Consider the following 18,638-nt stretch of genomic DNA (forward strand, 5'->3'; position numbering starts at 1 on the left):
TTTTAGTTCCTTTCTATCATTTTATATCTTTGATATTTAGATGTTTGATAGCTAATTCTTCATACATTTTTCTCATTTTTAATTGTGCATCATTAATGGTTTTATCAACACAAACAAAATAGAATTTAATTTTTGGCTCAGTTCCACTAGGTCTAACAGCAAATCATGAACCATCACTGAAGTAAAATTTTAGTAAATTTTGCGATGGCATTCCATGTAAACCAGTTTGATAATCTTCAACTTTAATTGTTTTAATATTATTAAGCGTTGGTATTTTACTAGTTCTTAATGTTTCTAACATATTATTAATAGTATTTTGTCCTGTTTTTCCTTTTAAAATAAGATTAACAGTATAACAGTAATAATATCCAAATTTTTGATAAATATTTTCTAAAACATCAACTAATGTTTTTTGTGAATTTTGATAATATCAAGCCGCTTCTGCTGCTACTATTGCTGATTGAATACCATCTTTGTCACGATTAATATCTTTAATAACATAACCATATGCTTCTTCAAAACCAAAAACAAAGTTAATGTTACGTGCTTTTTCTTTTAGCATTTCTGCACCAATTCATTTAAAGCCAGTTAACGTTTTAATGACTTGACATCCGTATGATTTAGCAATCATGTCAGATAAATTGGAAGTAACAAATGTATTGTACATAACGGGATTTTTTGGCATTGTTTTATTAAGTTGATAATGGCTTAATAAATATTCTAATAAAATTGGTGCTGTTTCATTACCTGTTAATAATACATAATCATTATTATGTTTTACAGCAATACCAATGCGATCAGCATCAGGATCATTTAAAATAATTAATGGTGCATCATGTTTTTTAGCGTGTTTAATTGCTAAATCAAATGTTGGTTTTACTTCGGGATTGGGTGACACCACACCTTTAAAATCAGGATCATAGTTAGCTTGCTCTGTTACTAAAATAATTTCATAACCGCATTGTTCTAAAATTGGTTTAACTCATTCACGACTAGTACCGTGTAGATTAGAAAATACAATTTTAAAGTTACGATTTTTAACTTGTGGATAAAACTGTAAATTTTTAATATCATCACGATAATTATCTTCTACTGTTGAAGGCACTTCTTTAATTAGGTTAGTATCATAATCGAATGTTAATTGAAAATCATCAGGCAATTGTTCCATTTTATTGCTAATTATATTGGTAACATTAGGAAGAAATTGACAGCCATATTGATCATAAATTTTATAACCATTATATTCAGGAGGATTATGACTGGCCGTAATAACAATTCCAGCAAGAGCATTAACTTTTCTAATACTATATGAAAGTACTGGTGTTGGTCTTAAATCATTATTTTTAAATAAAAAAACAGGAATTTTATGTTTGGCTAAAGTTTTTGCTGTTAACATTGTAAATTCTGCTGAAAAGTGACGATTATCATGAGCAATAATAACACCACGAAGTAAGTCTTTTTCAGAAAAAGCAGATTTTAAATATTGAATAAATGCGACAGTTGCTTTCATAATAATAATTTCATTAATTCTGCCGGTACCAACTCCAGTAATACCACGCATGCCAGCTGTACCAAATTCTAAAGTTGTAGTAAAAGCATCTTCAATTTCACTTTTAGACATTGTAGTTAATTGTTTTTTTAAGTGTTGTGGTAAGTTTTGCTTTTTTCAAATCTCATATGTTTTTAGTACATTCATTATTATTTCTCCTTTATAATAAAAAATTAAGTTTATAGGTAAATCATACTATAAAATAAGAAGAAAATAAATTTTAGTAGTTAATCTAAACATAAACTTTTAATTAAATAATAAAAAATAAAATTATTAAAAATTTCAATTTTAATCTTTAATAATTTTATTTTATTTTTATATTGATTGTGAATTGGTTTTATTTAGAATTGTTATTGGTTGTTTGTCGTTTTTAATAGAATTTATTGCTTTAATGTTTATTTTTTTATTTGGTTCTGAAGTTTTAATTACTTTATATAATGGTACTTGTTTGTTATCTTTATTAAGATACTGATCACTAGTAATAGTACCAACAAGCTTTTCATTATTATTTAGTAATATTTCAGCAAGAGATGTTGTTATTGGTAATTGTGGTTTAATTTTTCTTGAATTTGTTGTTGTTTTTTCTTTAAAAACTTGTTTTTCTTTTTCTGTTATAAGATTTTCTGTTTTTTTACTATATAGCACTTTTAAATATCTCCTTTTTTAAATTAAAAACCTATTTACTTTAAAATAAAAGTAAATAGGTAAAAACTTATATTAATTTTAGAAAAATTATATCATAGTATCTATATTTAATATAGATATTTTTTATTTATTCTTGTATTAGATAACTATTGTTTAATTAGAAATAGTTATTTCCTTAGAAGTTTTATAATTTAATTATTTATAAAAAATACATGTATAGGAAATTAAATATTAATACTTATATAAGTGTTAATTATAATTTTCATCAAAAGTATTATTTTTTATGTTATTATATATTCATAATTTAATAATTGTTCAGTCCTAATATAGATATATTTCTATGTTAGGATTTTTATTAAATTAAAGTTTTAAAGAAAAGGAAAAAAAGATTAAAAGAAATTCCTAAAGATAAAACTAAAACAAATTAATTAAAGTAGCAGTAAGCAATAGAACAGTTCTTGCTTATGCTTGAGACGCCAGATTAGTCAATAAGAAACATTGTGAGGCTGAGTTACAAATTATGAAACAAATGATTATTTTTGTTTCTATTGTTACACCTGACTATGTAGAGATGAAAAACTTAGTTAAAAAATGACAAAAACAAGTGAGTGATTTAATAAATAAAACTGAAGTTTCAATCAGTGAATATAAAAAATTTTGTTTTAAAAACAATTTCAGGACAATTATAAATAAAGATTGCAAATGCAATCTTTATTTATCTCTTTATATTAATTTTAAGTTATTAATTTTTTTATTGATTTTACTTGGAATTTCTTGTAAATGAGTTACAATTGTATTAAAGTTTTAAAGGAACTTTGGAACAAAATATTTTGGTTTTTTTATAGACCTCGTTTAAATTTTTGTATTTAAATTAGGTTTTTTGTTTTATTATATCGTTTAAAGGAGTGAGAAATATGAAATCACAATTTTATAGAGATGGAATAATTTATTATGCAATGAATTTGGAAAAGTGAGCAAATGTTGAAAATAAAACTTATTTTATAAAATATCATGATGTGATTTTAAAATTAACTGATATCATTAATTGTTATGATTTAAAAAATATTTCTGAAGTAAAAGTTTATAAGTTCTTAGCAGATGCTTTTAATAGTCGAATTTTAAAAGAAGTAGGGGATAACTAATGAAAATTAATTTAGAAGAATGCACAAATAATAAAATAAAATATTTAGAATCATTACCAGAAAGAACTAATGGAATGTATTTAGTTATGTATCCAGTAAATTCATGAGCAGAAATAGTTAATAAATGTGCTTGCAGTAATTCTAGTGATGAAGAAACAGCAGTAGTACTACAAACTAAAAAAGGTCCTAAAATATAAACCATTATAAAATAAAAAAAGGCGTATTAATTACGGCTTTTATTTTTTTATAATGGAGCGGGTGATGGGAATCGAACCCACGTCTTCAGCTTGGAAGGCTGTAATAATACCATTATACGACACCCGCAGTTATGTTAACCACCATGTATTTATATCATATTACTAAAATTAAAGTCAACTACTTTTGATAAACAAGTTAAAAAAAATTATTTTTTAATCTTTTTTTCAATATGTTTATTTTTTTTCTTTTTAAATAAAAGAAGTTTTTCTTTAAAGAAAAAAATACAAAAATAATTGAAGCTATAGCAAAAAAATGAGCAATTAATCATATAATTCAGAATTTATTAATATTTAAACTGAAAAGAAAAGTTGAACACAATATTGTGATAATTAGTGACAATGTTAAAAATACTAATAAAATTTGTTTTTTATTAGTAACTCATATTGGCATAATAAAAATAAATAGAATTATACTAGTAATTGGTCAAATCATAATTTGAATTGAAGTATTCATAATTTTGGCAACAAATGAGTTTTGAGATTTAGGAAAAAAATTATTAGTCATAAACATTAGTCAAACTAAAAATAAAAATAAAGAAGCAATTGTTAAAGTTATTTTGCTAATTAATAAAATTTGTTTTAATTTATTTTTTTCCATTTCACTCACCATTTAATAATAAGTTTTGTAATCTGGCATTTTGATGCCAGATTACAAAAAAACCTAATTATAATACTTTATCATAAGTATACTAAAATATTTTAAAAAATATTATTCTTTGTTATTTTCTTTTCTTTTTTGTTTTTTATGACTTTTAAAATCCATTATGACAAAGAAAATAAAAAGACCAATAATACTTACTAAAGAAATTACCATTAAAATAATTGCTCCAACATCCATGTTTTTTAACCTCTTTCAGTTTTTGTTTTTATTTTAAATAATTTATTAAAACCATTATGAATATTTTTATGATAAGTTAAGATAAAAGTTAAAAGTAAAACTAATCCAACACCAAGTGTTAGACCAACTGTACCATAGACAAAATTAGCATTGAGAATATTAATAATAAAATCATAGATACCAGTAGCAATATTAATTAAAATTAAAATTGGTGCGATAATTAAAATTACTATTTTATATCCTTTTGTTCATTTCATTCATGAATTTTCATTATTATATAATTTTAATGTATCATATAGTTTTCAGCCATATGGACTAATACCAATTAATAAAATAAACCCAATTATTAGTAATCAAATTTGTGCTACTCAGATTGCTAGCCCATTAAACAGCGCTGGTGAATTACTAAAGGTAAATAATACTGATACTGCCATTGCTCCTAATAATGATATTGCTAATGCTTGTTTGCGCTTTAAATGAATTTCATATTCTAGACCATTTACCATTGATTCAACTTGACCAATTAGTGAGGACATACCCGCAAAGAAAAGTGTAACAAAAAATAATATTGCTAAAATATTTCCTAAAATAGGAACTTGATTATTAATAATAGCAAATAATTGTGGTATTACTTGGAAAATCAAAGCAGGACCTGCTTGAAATACATCTTTAATATCAGTTTTACCTTGATTTTGAGCAATTGCACCTATTGAATTAAAAACAATAATTGTTGTTAATATACCAATAACGCTAGTACCAAAGGCTACTACAAAAGCTTGATTAGTACTATCTTGTTTTTTGGGAGCATGAGCTGCATAAATATAAATGGTTCCTGTACATGTTGATAACATAAAGAATGATTGACCAAAAGCATCTTTTCATAATCCAGGATTTAATAATTCTTTAGCATCTAAATCAAACATTACATTTAATCCAAGTTTAGCACCCGATAATGTACTAGTATAAATTGCTAAAATAATAATCATTAAAAATAAAAATGGAATCATAATTTTATTGGCTTTTTCAATTCCTTTTTCAACACCACCTAATAGAATAATACCCAAAATAATTCATACACCAATTGTTGCAAGTAAAATCATTCAATTTAAGTTACCTAGGCTATTTAAATTGCTAATATCTTGATCATTTGTTTGTTGTAAAATATTATGATAAAAATAAGAACCTTTATTTAAATTAGAAGTAAAACTAATAATAATATTAATTAAAGTTCATCCTATTAAAACACTATAATAAGTACTTAGTAAAATAACGGTTGTTGAATGCAATCAAGAAAAAAAAGCACCCTTTTTACCTCCAACCTCACTAAAAAATTCAATATGATTTTTGCGATATTTATTACCAATTGTCATTTCAATAAATAAAACTGGTATTGCACAAATTACCATACATATTAAAAAAGGTATTAGAAAAGCACCATGATGGTTATAGATTTGAGTTGGAAATCCTCAAATACCACCTAATCCTACTGCCGAACCCATTACTGAAAGTAAGAATCCTAATTTTGAGATATTTAAGCGTTGTTTTTTCATATTAATAAATGACCTCCTTTATAATAGTTAATTATACAAAAAAAATATTTTATTAAAACCAATTTCAGTAAATAAAATTTTGCGATGTTATTTATTAATAATGTGTATTGAAAAATATATAGAAAATCAAAATTTTATTTTATTAAATAAAATGATATTATTAAAAATAAATAATAAGAAAAAAATAAGGGTTTTGAGTAAATTTTAAAAAAGATTAATAAAAAATAAAACTTTTCCTTATATAAGGAAATAATAAAAATTTATTTTTTAGTGTTATTAATTTAATTATTTAAGTTTTTAAAATTATTTTTCATAATTTTAATATTAATGATTATATTACTTTCATTTATTTAATATAGGGTTATAATACAAGAAGTAATAAATAAAGACTAGAGTTTAGCTCATATTTAAGGATTGTAATTCTTAATATGGGTGTTTTTATATTAATTTTATTACTTTAAATTATTTTTTAGAAAGGATGAAAAATATGGATTCATCACCAGCAAGAAGTTATTCTTCTACAGAACAATTATTACCAAATGATTTAATATCAACTAATAACTACTATAAGAGATGTATTACTTACTATTGGTAATTCAATGGTAACGGGGGTAACTATTTATTATATCAAGATGGAGTATTATCACTAGTACCAGCATTATGTTTTATGGTGGAAGGCACAGTTAATTCAAAAATTTCGTTAACTAATTTAATATTAAGATATCGAAATATTAATAATGTAAGGATTAATAATTTATTAACAGGAGTAAATTTTGCAACAGCACCATTATTACCACTAGTAGTAGCTTGACTTAACTGACCAACACCCAATCCAGATATATTACCTGTTACATATGCTTTTATTACAGCAGCAGCAGCTTCAAGTTTAAATCACATAGTGACAATCGCTAAAAAAATATCAGAATGTTGTGCACCTAATAATGAAGAAAATGTAATAAATCAACAACGTAATATATGACAAAAAATAGGTAATACAGCAGCAAGTTTATTAGTACCAATAACTATTGCTAGTGCAATTACTGGTGTTAGTCTTTTTGCATATCATGAATTAAGTAATCCAAATAATAATGATGATGATCAACCATTTTATAAAAAAAGATCAATTGCTTTTTGAGAAACAATAGCTGGTCTTGCAACAGTTGGTACTGGTTTATTAATAAATACTGGAATGGAATTATATGAAAATTGATGTGCGGATGTTAATAATTTTGATGAAGAAGATACTTATGAAAATGTTTCTAGCAGTACATCTTCGCCATCATCATCATCAAGTTCTGAAGATAGTGATGATAATACTTCATTATTAAATAAATCTTTTAATCCAGAAAAAATTAATAATGGAGAAGAAACACAATCAGTCATGTCAACTTCTCATGTTGTTGAAATACCTGATCCTAAACCACTTAATATAGCAACATTAAATTCTGAAGAACGTTTGCCAATTAAACAACCATCTTCAGAACGTCGATTATCAGTTTAATAATATTTAATGTTATAAAAATAAAAAGGTATTCTTTTAAGAATACCTTTTTATACTAATAATTTAATATTGGTGGTGCCCAGAGCGGGACTCGAACCCGCATGATTTCTCGGTAGATTTTGAGTCTACTGCGTCTGCCATTTCGCCATCTGGGCAAAATATAGTTTACTTATTTATAAAAAATGAGGAATACTTCCTCGTCATTAATAAATATATAAAATGGTGCCCAGAGCGAGACTCGAACTCGCACAACCTGTAAAAGTCATCGGATCTTAAGCCCGACGTGTCTGCCATTTCACCACCTGGGCATCAAATGGTGTCCCCGGCAAGGATCGAACTTGCGACACCTCGGTTAAAAGCCGAGTGCTCTACCGCTGAGCTACGAGGACAAATTAATAAAATATATGGCTGAGGTGGTTGGATTTGAACCAACGCATGACGGCGTCAAAGGCCGTTGCCTTACCGCTTGGCTACACCCCAATAAGTAATATGGTGGAGGGGGAGGGAGTCGAACCCCCGAACTCGAAGAGATCTGGTTTACAGCCAGGTGCAGTTGGCCACTTTGCTACCCCTCCATAAATAATAATGGTGCTGATGACAGGAATCGAACCTGCAACCTACGGTTTACAAAACCGTTGCTCTGCCGGATTGAGCCACATCAGCAGGTAAATGGTGGAGTATGACGGACTTGAACCGCCGACCTATTGCTTGTAAGGCAATTGCTCTCCCAGCTGAGCTAATACTCCTTATTTTTTGTTTTATTAGAATTATTTATTCTTAAAAAACCTTAATCATTATAATAGATATTTTTCACATTTACAATTATTTTTTAAAGATAATGTAAAATTATTTTATTTTTAATTATTTTTTAAAAGAAAACTTAAGAGAAAAAACCAAAAAAAGTAATTTTATGTTAAATATTACTATTTTATACCTATTTTCAGTTTTTATATATTTTAAATATAATATTTTTTTAGAGTTTGCTATAATTTTTTTGAGCCATATTTATATTAAAAAAAAGGGAAAATTTATGCAAAAAATTTGAAAAAAATTATCAAAGTTAGATAAAATTAGTTTTTACGTATTTATAACTATGTTAATAGTAATGATTTTAGGATTAATTTTAATTGGAACAGTATCTTGAACAGTTAAACCTCTAGGAGCTAAAGTGGCCGAAAGTCATGATGGGTTTTGAATTTTAAGAAATTCTCATCCTTGAACTATTGGAGATTTTATTAAGGGTAGTATAACTAATTTTGGTGTTACTATGTCATTAACTGATTATTTTGATAAATTAAAAATTGTAGTTGCTGCATTAGGTGGAACTGCAACTTTAACAGGTACAGCAGCACAGTTACAAATAGGATTAATCTTATCGGTTATTGCTACTCCAATCTTATTGTTTACAAGTATTATTATTTTTGGATACAGTTGTTATTTAAAAGTAGTAAAAAAGTAAAAATAGCAATTTATTAATTTTAAAAAATTCTTATTTTTCACATTAAAGTAAGAATTTTTTTATTTATTTTATAGCATTAATATAACAATGATATAATTAAAAAAAATAGGTGATAATAATGATAACTAAAAATTGATGAAAAAAATTACCTCTTGATGAAAAAATAATTACTATTTTATTTTTTTCTGGTTTTATATTTTTATTATTAGGGTTAATTATGTTATTAAGTATTAAAATAGATATTTTTAATGGATTTAATTTTATTTATATAAATGGTGTAATTGATAGTTTAACCTATCAAAGTAGTCAAGGAATAACAGTAGATATTTTCTTTTTAAAAGTAGGAATTATTTTTACTATTTTCTTAATGCCAATTTGTTCTGGCTGTAGTATAATTTGATTTATTATTAAACGATTAATTTTTAAAAAATAGAGGTGAATAATGAAAAATAATGATTCATTTATTGAAATGATAAATAAAACTTTGGATAAAACAGTTAATTTAGATTTTAAAACTTTAAAAGGTCATAATATTATATTTATTGTTGATATGGTTAATGGCTTTGCTAAAAAAGGAAATTTATTTTCACCTAATATTAATTCAATTATTAAACCAATTAAAAATTTATTAGCAAAAGTAAATACTAATGAAACCAAAGTTATTGCTTTTAATGATGCTCATAATGAACATAGTCCCGAATTCCATACTTTTCCTAGTCATTGTTTGGAAAATACTATTGAATCAGAGTTAGTAGAAGAATTAAAATTTGACAATATTAAGATTATTAAAAAAAATAGTACTAATGGTTTTTTTGCTTTTGATTTTAAGCCAAATTTACAATGGGATAACATTATTATTGTTGGTTGTTGTACTGATATTTGTATTTATCAATTTGCTATTAGTTGTAAAACTTGATTTAATCAGCACAATAAAGAAGTAAATGTTATTGTTCCAATGACAATGACAAATACTTATGATCAACCAGAGCATCCAGCTCATATTTTAAATCAATATGCATGATATTCAATGCTTAAAAATGGCATTACTATTGTTAAGGATGTTATTTAATTAAAGTAGAGTTTTAAATAAAATAAATTTATATAAATAATAAATTTTATCCATATTATTTAATAATTTTTATATTTAGAATAGAAATTATTCTATATTAGGTTTTATTAAATTAAAATATTAGAAAAGGAAGATTAAAAGATGGCTAGTAAAGTAATCCAATCAGAAAGTGAGTATCAAGAACTTGAAAATCAACAATTAATAATAAATATTTTTGAAAAATTTGAATTTAATTTAAATTTTATAAATATGAGTTATGAAGATTTATCAATATTAAATATAAAATTATTAAATAATGAATTTAATGATGTTATCAAGAGATTATTAAGAATAATGAAATAAATGAAAAATTATCTTTCATTTTTATTGAATGTATTAATCAAGGTTTTTCTGAAGAAAAAGCACAATATTCTATTCAAGAACAAATAACTAAGCATATAGTAGAAAGTTTTTTAATTAAAGAACAAGAACAAAAAATGGTAAATGAAATAAATCAATTTGATTTTATAAATGCACCATCAACTAGTACTGGTATATATCATTTACCATCATTTAAAATACAACTTAACTTATAATTACATTTATTTAGATTATTATTTGCAAAAAAATGTCATAATATAATATTGTAAATTAATAAGTGAAAAACAACTAAGTAAATTATATAAAAACCATTCTTTTCAGAATGGTTTTTATATAACTATATTTTAATGTTTTATTAAATTTATTATTAGGAAATTATTTTTTACCTAATAATGTAAACATTTTCTTTTTGTATACTTCAACACCAGGTTGGTTAAATGGGTCAACACCTAATAATTTTGCACTAACAGCACAAGCCTTCATAAAGAAATAACTAGCATAACCAAACATTTTGCTATCCATTGTATCCCATTCTAATAAAATATTTGGAGTTTTTCCTACTATTTCATCACTATGAGCTTCAATAGTTCCTTGTAAGGCAATATTATTAATTTTATGTAAAGAATGTTTTGTTAAATAGTTTAATTGATCATTGTTTTCTTTATCAAGTGGAATTTTGATATCTTCATTAGGTTTTTTGATTTTTATTACTGTTTCAAAAAACATTTTTGAACCTTCTTGAATAAATTGGCCCATTGAATGTAAATCAGTTGAAAAAATAACACTAGCTGGTAATAATCCTTTGCCATCCTTACCTTCTGATTCACCAAATAATTGTTTTCATCATTCACATAACATTTGCATTTGTAATTCATAGCTTACTAAAATTTCAACTGCTTTATTATTAGTTTTATGTAAATGATAGCGAGAAACTGCATATAAATAAGCATTATTAACATCAATTTTATCACTTTTACATTCTTTTGCTGCTAATTGTGCACCAGCAATAATTTCTTCACAGTTAATTCCTGCTACCATCATCGGAAAAATACCAACAGGAGTTAAAACAGAGTATCTACCACCGATATTATCGGGGATAACAAAGCTTTCATATCCTTCTTCTTTTGCCAAATCATGGAGTACTCCTCTTGTTTTATCAGTAGTAGCGATAATTCTGTTATTAACAATATTCTTATTTTTCTTTTGTTTAATTAATAGTTCTTTTAACAAACGAAAGGCAATTGCTGGTTCAGTAGTAGTTCCTGATTTAGAAATAACATTAATGGCAAATTCTTTATCTTTTAAATATAATAAAACTTGGTGAACATAAGTTGAACTCATAGTATTACCCATATAAATTACTTTAACAGGAGCAGTATTATTAAATAAACCTTGCACCATATCAATTCCTGCTCTAGCACCTAAATATGATCCACCAATACCAATTACTACTAAAACTTGTATTTCTTTTTGTAGTTTCAATGCTAGAGTTTTCATTCGCTTTCAAGACTCTTGAAAAGTAATATCTTTTTGGTATGCAAATGGAAAATCAATTCATCCTAATCACCCATCTTCATTTTTAGCATTACTTTCCAGTTCGGCGTTAATCGCCGTTACTTTTTCTTGATATAAAGTTGATAATTCTTTCATATCTAAATTAGTAAACTTTAAATTAGTTTTTATCACTATTCTATAATCTCCTTATAGTATTTAAAATTAAAATATTAATTCGTAATAATACTATTTAATATTTATAATAAAAATATAGTTGTAAAAATTTTAGATTGCAAGAAAAAAATAAAAAATATTGCTATTTAATGGCAATATTTTTTATTATTTGGAAGAAAAATAGTATTTTAATTATTTTCTTCTTTTTTAAATCAATTATCAACAGTTTCTCTTATTGGTGCAAATCCTTTACCATTTTCTTCAATTGAAGAATTATTCTTTGCCACTAATCCTTGTTCTTTTGTACTTAAACTTAATTGTTGTTTAGTATGATCAATACCTGTTATTTCTGCTTTAACTGATGTACCAATTGTAAAATAATCACTAACATTTTTAACAAATTTAGGGGTAATACGACTAATGTGAATTAAACCAGAAAATCCATTTGGACACTTACAAAAAACTCCAAATTCCTTTATTCCAGTTGGAGTTACGGTAATAATATCACCAACTTGAAATTGTTGAACATTTGATTCATTTTCTTCATTTTTAATAATTGTACTCATAATAAGTTAATTCCTCTTTCTTTTGTATAATTTAATAATACATAAAAATATTATAACATTATATTTAATCTTGAAGTTAAAATTAATAATATTAATTTTATGAATTTCTAAACATTAGAATGAGAAATTATTAATTGATTTTAAATTTAAAGATTATTAGAATATTAAATTTGTTAGCAACTTGTTTGTTTTTAAAGAAATGAATGTTATTTGTAACAATATCACTAATTTTTTTTAATATTTTTCTTTATTTTATACTTAAAACGGTAATTTAAAATAAATATTTTTATTTTATAAATATTATTAAAAATATTGGAATTTATTATAGTAATCCAGATTTTTCAAGTAATTCTTCTAGAAAAGTTCCCTTGATTTTTTTTAATGCACCTCTACGGAAAATTTTTAAGATGAGAGGAACTTGTATATCATTAATTTTTTTATCTCATAAAATATAAGTTGAATTCAATAGTACTCTAATATCATATGCTGAAGCAAAAACTTCTGGTATTCCTCTATCAACGTTTAATAATTTATAGACGGCTTCCATAGCAGTTCTCACTGAATATTCGGTTGTAAAAACTGTATCATCTTCAGTTTCACTAAAATTACCAATAAATGCTAAATTTTTTGAACCTTCTGGAACTACTAAAGGACGATCACCAATTTCTCTTGGCATAAAATATGAGGTAATAAATGGCATATAAACTGGTACCACATTACATGAGTTTTTAGCAAGTTCAAAGATTTCTTCTTCAGGAACACCAATATGATATAATCACTCTTGAGCTATTTCCATGCCAGAACATTCAGTAATACTTTTTTTAATATAATCTCCTTCCTTATTTGAAAGTAATCCATAGATTCAAACAACTAATTGATCATCTGATTGGCTTTTAAAGTGTGGTTGACGATTTAAGGTATAACTTAAAATTCAACTGGAATCTATAGCTGTAACAATTCCACCAGTTACAACTTTTTTAGCATATGGATCTCTTTTACTAATTTTTTCAATATAAGGTGCCATTTTTTTATCTAGAGTTGTTAATGTTGCTGAGATAAATCAACTTTCTTTTGGTAAATTTGCATAAAATTTTTCTGGTTTTCCAAAATCTTCACTTTGCTTTGCCAAATTTTCTCATAATTCTCAACTTCCACTTAATTGGAGTTGTTCACTAATTGGTGCTGGAGTATTATGATCGCCGTATGTTGTACTTTCAGTAATACTGCCATTAGTTACAAAAACGAAATCATTTTCTTTTAATATTATTTGTTGTTTTTTATTCTTTTTTTGAAAAATGATTTTTTTTGCAATTTTTTCATTATGTTCATTTTCTAAAATTATAATATTTTTTACTGTTGTTTCATAGTGAAAAACAACACCTTGTTCTTCTAAGTGAGAAATTAATGGTAAAACAAGTGATTCGTATTGATTGTATTTGGTAAATTTAAGTGCTGATAAATCTGGTAATCCACCAAGATGATGAATGAATCTCATAATATATCTTCTCATTTCCATAGCACTATGTCATTTTTCAAAAGCAAATTTTTGATGATCAATATCATCAAAAATTTGATTTAAAAAAATCTTCTGGAAATATTTCTTCGATTGTTTTATTACTTAGATTTACTTCTTTTGTTAAAAATAATTCAATTATTTTTTTACAAGCCTCTTCATTTAAAGTAAACTTACCATCATCTTCTGTTCTTTTCCCTTGTTGATGAATAAGTCGACACTTAGAATAATTTGGATCTTCTTTATTTAATCAGTAAAATTCATCTAAAACTGAAGCCCCTTCAATTTCTAAAGATGGAATAGAACGAAATAAATCTCATAGACATTCAAAATGGTTTTCCATTTCTCGTCCACCACGAATAATGAAACCCTTATCTGGATTTAAAATCCCATCTAAACTACCACCAGCAATACTTAATTCTTCAAAAATATGGATATTTTCTGAATTCATTTTTGCATCTCTGATTAAAAATGTAGCAGCGGCTAAAGAAGCTAATCCTGCTCCTACTAAAAATGCTTTTTTATCTTCTATTTCTTGTGCTGGTTTAGTTTGTGCAAATGCTTCATAATTTCCATTGCTTTTATAAATATAATTTGTACCTCCTATTTGTTATTTTTTATTTTTTTGTTAATCATTTAAATTTTGTTTAATTTTATTAGTAATAAAATGAGCTAACTGCATACCAATTACTTTTGATGGTATTTCAGTTGGATGAACAGTATCGACAAAAAAGTAGTTATTAACTGTTTCTAAAGTTACACCCGGATTTAATTTGGGTTGTAAAATCCCATCTTTTAAAAATGATTCATAAAAACTAATATCACTAGCTCCTTCTTTAATATTCATTCCCCTTTTACCTAAATCATTTAATGTTTGTTTAACAACTGATGAAAGTTCAAAATCATTAATTTGTTTTGGGTAATCTTCTTTTAAAGTTTTTATCATTGCTTTTCATTGTGAATGAAAATATTTAAAAGCTGCTGTTGCTTTTGTTTCTAGGATAGGATCATTATTATAAGCAGGAGTTTCACTAATATCTGGAACATCAGTAACAACAATATTCGCTACATGATGTTTAAGTAGTCGCATTAGTGATATTTTTTCATTAAGGATTGCAGAATCTAAATAAAGTTTTCATGTTAAGAAAGGAGAAGTTGTATCTTGCATTACTGCTAAAAGATCATTAGCGCCCATTACATATAGTACTCAATCATGATCATTAATATTTTTATGTTGTGAAAGTAGAGAAGTAACTTGTGCTTGTGCTGAAAATTTACTAACAAAAAATCCACCTGGATAAATACTATATCCTAATCTAGCAGCACCAATAGCATAATTTTCGCCAATTTGTTGATAAGTTTTGCCAACAAATGGTATTTTTTGAAATTTCCATGCTGGTGTTAAAGGTTTATGAAAATAATTTGCTACAATACTAACTGCATTTGGACCATTACAAAACTGATTATTATGATAAGGTTCCTCAATTTTAATTTCTTGAATTTTTGGAAGGATTTTATTACCTTTAAAAAATTGTGTTCCAGCTCCAACAAGTGCACCATTATCTGATAAACTATCACCAATAACGTATAAATTATCAACTTGTTCTATAGCTCGTTCTTCTTTATTTAAATAACAATGCTTTGAATTAATAGTTAATAAAGATAATGAGCTTAAAAGTGTAGCACACGTTAAGTTATATAAACGCATGTTTATTTGCCTCCTATGTATTTTTTCATTATTTTTTTAGAAATATTTATTTTTTAGTATTAAGATTTACTAAAAATATTATTTGTTGTTTTTTAAATTTTGAATTCATTTTGATAAAAAATATAAAATAATTTTAATTAATTCAGTTTTTATAAAATTCAAGTGTGTATAAACTAAACTAATGAGTAGTTTTAGTCTTTTTAAAATAATTATTATAAGTAAATCTTAATTTAAGTCTATAATTGAAAAAATGAATATACAATAAAAATAAAAAAAGATAATTTGATTAATTAAACTATCTTTTATTTATTGATTAGTGTATTTAATTTTAGATTAAAATATTAATTAGTAAAAATATAATCTAATGGTATATCTCAATTATCGTGATTAATTATATAAGGAATTTTTTGAATAGCAAAACCAAGTCCTATTTTACTAAAGTTAAATTTATTTTTAGATAAATAACGGTCGTAAAAACCTTTACCATAACCAATACGGTAATAATCTTTATCAAAGGCAATCAATGGTACTAATATACAATTAATTTGACTTCCTATAACTTTTTGGCAATTTAAACTTGGTTGTCCAATTTTAAAATCATTATCAAATACGATATCGTTTCAACTATTAATAAAGTAAAATTTCAAATGTTCACCATTCATTCTTGGTAAACAAACTTGTTTTAGATTTTTTCATAATAATTCAATAATTTCTTTAGTTTCTACTTCATATGGTAAGGAATTATAAAGAGCAAATACATTATTTTGTTTAAAATAATGTGATTCATTAAATTTATTGAAAATAATTTTATTTCACTTTTGATAATTATTTTTAGAAACATTTTTTAATTTTTTTAAATAAATGGTTCTTAAACTAATTTTATCCTTAATTTCCATTTCCATTTTTTTCACATTCTTTCTCAATTATTTTATTAATACCATTAATACCAATAAGGGCACATTTAATTCGATTACGCTGTCTTGGTACATTTTTAAAAGCAATCATATTTTCAATTATTTTATCATTAAATTGCTTTTCTGATAACATTGCTTGATAATTAATAATAATTTCTTTTATTTGTGATATTCTTTTACCTTCAATTAAAATACAAAAAAGATCGGTTGCTGCAGTTGAAATAGCACACCCAATTCCAGTAAAGCGTGCGCTATTAATAACTTTATTTTTAATAGAAATTTCAACATGAAAATTATCAACACATGATTCATTGTTTTGATGATATGTCAAACTATTTGGTAAATTTTTAAAACCTTTATTTTTTGGATTACTATAGTGTTCAACAATTAGTTTGCGATAATAGTCTTGATTGTTATTAAAAGAATTCATTTAAAAAATCTCCTCCTTCATTAATCCCTTTTTTTAAAGCTATTACTAATAAGTCAATATCTTTTTTACAATTATATATGTAAAAACTAAGACGAATTGTTACTTCGGTGTTAATTATATTAGGTAATAATTTAGCACAATAAGTTCCACTGCGTACGCATATATTTTGTGTTCCTAAAAAATTAGCAACATCTTGTGCAAATACTTTTTTAATATTAAATATTATGTTACTACTATTGCCATCAATATTATAAATTTCAATATTATTTCCTAAATGTGCTGTTAATTGTTCAATTGCGTATTTTTTTAGTAAAATTTCATGATTTCTAATATTTTCAATACCAATGTTTAATAAATACTTAATAGCTGCACCCAGTCCAAATACACCTGCAATATTTTGTGTTCCACCTTCAAAACGATAAGGACTATCTAATAAGTTAAATTTACCATTTTCATAAATATCACCATTCATGCCCCCGCCCAATATTAGTGGATCTAGTATATTTAATCATTTGTTTTTTCCTCAAAAGACACCGATTCCAGTTGGACCAAAAACTTTATGACCAGAAAATCCAAAAAAATCAATATTTCAATTTTTAACATCAGTTTTTATATGTCCTATTGATTGTGCACCATCTATTATTACTAAAATATTTTTAAAAATTCAATTATCACTTTTAACATTTTTTTTACCATATTCTTTAATAAAATTAGTTAATGTTTCAGTATCATTTTCTATTGCTAAAGAATTATTAATATTTGCAAAAGCAACTATTCTGGTTTTAGGTGTTAAAACTTTTTTTAAACTTTCAACAGTAATGACTCCTTGTTTATTTGTTTCAATAAATTTTATTTTAATTTTTTTAGTTTGTATCAAACGATAAAATGGTAAGAGTAATGAGCTATGTTCTAAAGTGGTTAATAAAATTTCATCATTTTCTTGTAAATATTTTTCTAAGCCAAAAGCAATTTGATTATAAGCAAAAGTTGCTGAAGGACAAAAAACTATTTCGTTTTCGTTACTATTAATAAATTTACTAATTGTTTTTCTAGTATCTTCAAATATATCATTTCCCTTAACAGCAAGTTGATAATCTTGACTATGTGGATTAATACAATATTTTTCATAATAATCGCTAACAGCATCAATAACTATTTGTGGTTTTAGTGAAGAAGCGGCTGTATCTAAATAAACTAAATCAGGATTATTTTTAAAAAAGGGAAAATCAGTTTTAAAGGTATTATCATTAATGTTTATTTTTTTATTCATATTTACTCCTATATCATTACACCAAATATAATATACTTATACTAATGATTATACACTTAATTTTGTGCTAATTTTCTTAAAATTAAAAAATGAATAAAATATTATTTGTGCACTATAAAGTAATAATATTTAAAAAAAATAATATTTTAAATTTTTTAAAATAAATAATTGGTAATTAATTATTTCATTTTAAAATTAA

General features: G+C 24.6%; 18 protein-coding genes, 8 tRNA genes and 1 pseudogene. 7 read left to right on the plus strand and 20 right to left on the minus strand.

Translation table 4 applies throughout. From position 1 onward, the window contains the following. Positions 1 to 13: 13 nt before the first annotated feature. On the minus strand, positions 14 to 1,696 hold the full coding sequence (locus tag AACK81_RS01865; protein WP_338962040.1) for a phospho-sugar mutase: 1,683 nt from the start codon (positions 1,694 to 1,696) through the stop codon (positions 14 to 16). 168 nt (positions 1,697 to 1,864) lie between these two features. Further along, positions 1,865 to 2,194, minus strand: a complete 330-nt coding sequence (locus AACK81_RS01870; RefSeq protein ID WP_338962042.1) for a hypothetical protein — start codon at positions 2,192 to 2,194, stop codon at positions 1,865 to 1,867. A gap of 914 nt (positions 2,195 to 3,108) precedes the next feature. Between AACK81_RS01870 and AACK81_RS01875 the strand changes: the two genes are divergently transcribed. Both AACK81_RS01875 and AACK81_RS01880 read left to right on the plus strand, forming a co-directional pair. Next, complete coding sequence (locus AACK81_RS01875; RefSeq protein ID WP_174481002.1) at positions 3,109 to 3,336, plus strand: hypothetical protein; 228 nt, start codon at positions 3,109 to 3,111, stop codon at positions 3,334 to 3,336. Beyond that, complete coding sequence (locus tag AACK81_RS01880; protein ID WP_338962045.1) at positions 3,336 to 3,533, plus strand: hypothetical protein; 198 nt, start codon at positions 3,336 to 3,338, stop codon at positions 3,531 to 3,533. Before AACK81_RS01875 ends, AACK81_RS01880 begins: the two co-directional genes overlap by 1 nt. Positions 3,534 to 3,586: 53 nt before the next feature. Here AACK81_RS01880 and AACK81_RS01885 read toward each other — a convergent pair. The 4 genes from AACK81_RS01885 to AACK81_RS01900 form a co-directional block, all read right to left on the minus strand. Then, a tRNA-Gly gene (locus AACK81_RS01885) sits at positions 3,587 to 3,660 on the minus strand. A 642-nt stretch (positions 3,661 to 4,302) separates the two neighbouring features. Then, a complete protein-coding gene (locus AACK81_RS01890) occupies positions 4,303 to 4,431 on the minus strand; it encodes a hypothetical protein (RefSeq protein WP_281749467.1) in 129 nt (42 codons plus the stop codon). A 5-nt stretch (positions 4,432 to 4,436) separates the two neighbouring features. Next, on the minus strand, positions 4,437 to 5,981 hold the full coding sequence (locus AACK81_RS01895) for a sodium-dependent transporter (protein ID WP_338962049.1): 1,545 nt from the start codon (positions 5,979 to 5,981) through the stop codon (positions 4,437 to 4,439). A gap of 615 nt (positions 5,982 to 6,596) precedes the next feature. Continuing rightward, positions 6,597 to 6,878, minus strand: a complete 282-nt coding sequence (locus AACK81_RS01900; protein WP_338962052.1) for a hypothetical protein — start codon at positions 6,876 to 6,878, stop codon at positions 6,597 to 6,599. A gap of 1 nt (position 6,879) precedes the next feature. Between AACK81_RS01900 and AACK81_RS01905 the strand changes: the two genes are divergently transcribed. Next, complete coding sequence (locus AACK81_RS01905) at positions 6,880 to 7,482, plus strand: hypothetical protein (RefSeq protein WP_338962054.1); 603 nt, start codon at positions 6,880 to 6,882, stop codon at positions 7,480 to 7,482. 73 nt (positions 7,483 to 7,555) lie between these two features. On the opposite strand, the gene AACK81_RS01910 is transcribed toward AACK81_RS01905, so the two are convergent. The 7 genes from AACK81_RS01910 to AACK81_RS01940 all read right to left on the minus strand — a co-directional run bounded on the left by AACK81_RS01910 (position 7,556) and on the right by AACK81_RS01940 (position 8,228). Next, positions 7,556 to 7,637, minus strand: a tRNA-Leu gene (locus AACK81_RS01910). Between the two features lie 65 nt (positions 7,638 to 7,702). Beyond that, a tRNA-Leu gene (locus AACK81_RS01915) sits at positions 7,703 to 7,790 on the minus strand. A gap of 6 nt (positions 7,791 to 7,796) precedes the next feature. Continuing rightward, a tRNA-Lys gene (locus tag AACK81_RS01920) sits at positions 7,797 to 7,871 on the minus strand. Positions 7,872 to 7,887: 16 nt separating this feature from the next. Next, positions 7,888 to 7,962, minus strand: a tRNA-Gln gene (locus tag AACK81_RS01925). A gap of 10 nt (positions 7,963 to 7,972) precedes the next feature. After that, positions 7,973 to 8,057: transfer RNA gene (locus AACK81_RS01930), tRNA-Tyr, on the minus strand. Between the two features lie 11 nt (positions 8,058 to 8,068). Beyond that, positions 8,069 to 8,145 (minus strand) — tRNA-Thr (locus tag AACK81_RS01935). A 7-nt stretch (positions 8,146 to 8,152) separates the two neighbouring features. Further along, a tRNA-Val gene (locus tag AACK81_RS01940) sits at positions 8,153 to 8,228 on the minus strand. Between the two features lie 284 nt (positions 8,229 to 8,512). Here AACK81_RS01940 and AACK81_RS01945 point away from each other — a divergent pair. The 4 genes from AACK81_RS01945 (at position 8,513) to AACK81_RS01960 (ending at position 10,352) form a co-directional block, all read left to right on the plus strand. Next, the gene (locus tag AACK81_RS01945) at positions 8,513 to 8,941 is read left to right on the plus strand and encodes a hypothetical protein (RefSeq protein ID WP_338962057.1); all 429 of its coding nucleotides are present in this window, start codon (positions 8,513 to 8,515) and stop codon (positions 8,939 to 8,941) included. Positions 8,942 to 9,059: 118 nt separating this feature from the next. Further along, positions 9,060 to 9,374: a hypothetical protein gene (locus AACK81_RS01950; protein WP_281748332.1), complete on the plus strand. Its 315-nt coding sequence runs from the start codon at positions 9,060 to 9,062 to the stop codon at positions 9,372 to 9,374. 9 nt (positions 9,375 to 9,383) lie between these two features. Next, complete coding sequence (locus tag AACK81_RS01955; protein ID WP_338962067.1) at positions 9,384 to 10,010, plus strand: isochorismatase family cysteine hydrolase; 627 nt, start codon at positions 9,384 to 9,386, stop codon at positions 10,008 to 10,010. Positions 10,011 to 10,151: 141 nt separating this feature from the next. Next, positions 10,152 to 10,352 (plus strand): hypothetical protein, encoded by a 201-nt coding sequence (locus AACK81_RS01960; RefSeq protein WP_338962070.1) that lies wholly within the window; start codon positions 10,152 to 10,154, stop codon positions 10,350 to 10,352. Positions 10,353 to 10,745: 393 nt separating this feature from the next. On the opposite strand, the gene AACK81_RS01965 is transcribed toward AACK81_RS01960, so the two are convergent. The 7 genes and pseudogenes from AACK81_RS01965 to AACK81_RS02000 form a co-directional block, all read right to left on the minus strand. Next, on the minus strand, positions 10,746 to 12,056 hold the full coding sequence (locus AACK81_RS01965; RefSeq protein ID WP_338962073.1) for a glucose-6-phosphate isomerase: 1,311 nt from the start codon (positions 12,054 to 12,056) through the stop codon (positions 10,746 to 10,748). Positions 12,057 to 12,226: 170 nt separating this feature from the next. Further along, positions 12,227 to 12,604 (minus strand): S1 RNA-binding domain-containing protein, encoded by a 378-nt coding sequence (locus AACK81_RS01970; RefSeq protein WP_252318945.1) that lies wholly within the window; start codon positions 12,602 to 12,604, stop codon positions 12,227 to 12,229. A 322-nt stretch (positions 12,605 to 12,926) separates the two neighbouring features. Continuing rightward, positions 12,927 to 14,706, minus strand: a pseudogene (locus tag AACK81_RS01975) (oleate hydratase). A 39-nt stretch (positions 14,707 to 14,745) separates the two neighbouring features. After that, on the minus strand, positions 14,746 to 15,825 hold the full coding sequence (locus AACK81_RS01985; RefSeq protein ID WP_338962075.1) for an SGNH/GDSL hydrolase family protein: 1,080 nt from the start codon (positions 15,823 to 15,825) through the stop codon (positions 14,746 to 14,748). Positions 15,826 to 16,166: 341 nt separating this feature from the next. Then, positions 16,167 to 16,721, minus strand: a complete 555-nt coding sequence (locus AACK81_RS01990; protein ID WP_338962078.1) for a 5-formyltetrahydrofolate cyclo-ligase — start codon at positions 16,719 to 16,721, stop codon at positions 16,167 to 16,169. Further along, positions 16,711 to 17,169: a Fe-S cluster assembly sulfur transfer protein SufU gene (gene sufU, locus AACK81_RS01995; RefSeq protein ID WP_338962081.1), complete on the minus strand. Its 459-nt coding sequence runs from the start codon at positions 17,167 to 17,169 to the stop codon at positions 16,711 to 16,713. The genes AACK81_RS01990 and sufU overlap by 11 nt, the downstream gene beginning before the upstream one ends. Further along, positions 17,156 to 18,439 carry an aminotransferase class V-fold PLP-dependent enzyme gene (locus tag AACK81_RS02000; protein ID WP_338962083.1) on the minus strand — a complete coding sequence of 428 codons (1,284 nt, stop codon included), beginning with the start codon at positions 18,437 to 18,439 and terminating at the stop codon, positions 17,156 to 17,158. The genes sufU and AACK81_RS02000 overlap by 14 nt, the downstream gene beginning before the upstream one ends. Positions 18,440 to 18,638 lie beyond the last annotated feature (199 nt).

Origin of the sequence: Spiroplasma endosymbiont of Lasioglossum villosulum (assembly GCF_964020195.1) — a bacterium.
GTDB lineage: Bacteria > Bacillota_I > Bacilli_A > Mycoplasmatales > VBWQ01 > Spiroplasma_E > Spiroplasma_E ixodetis_A.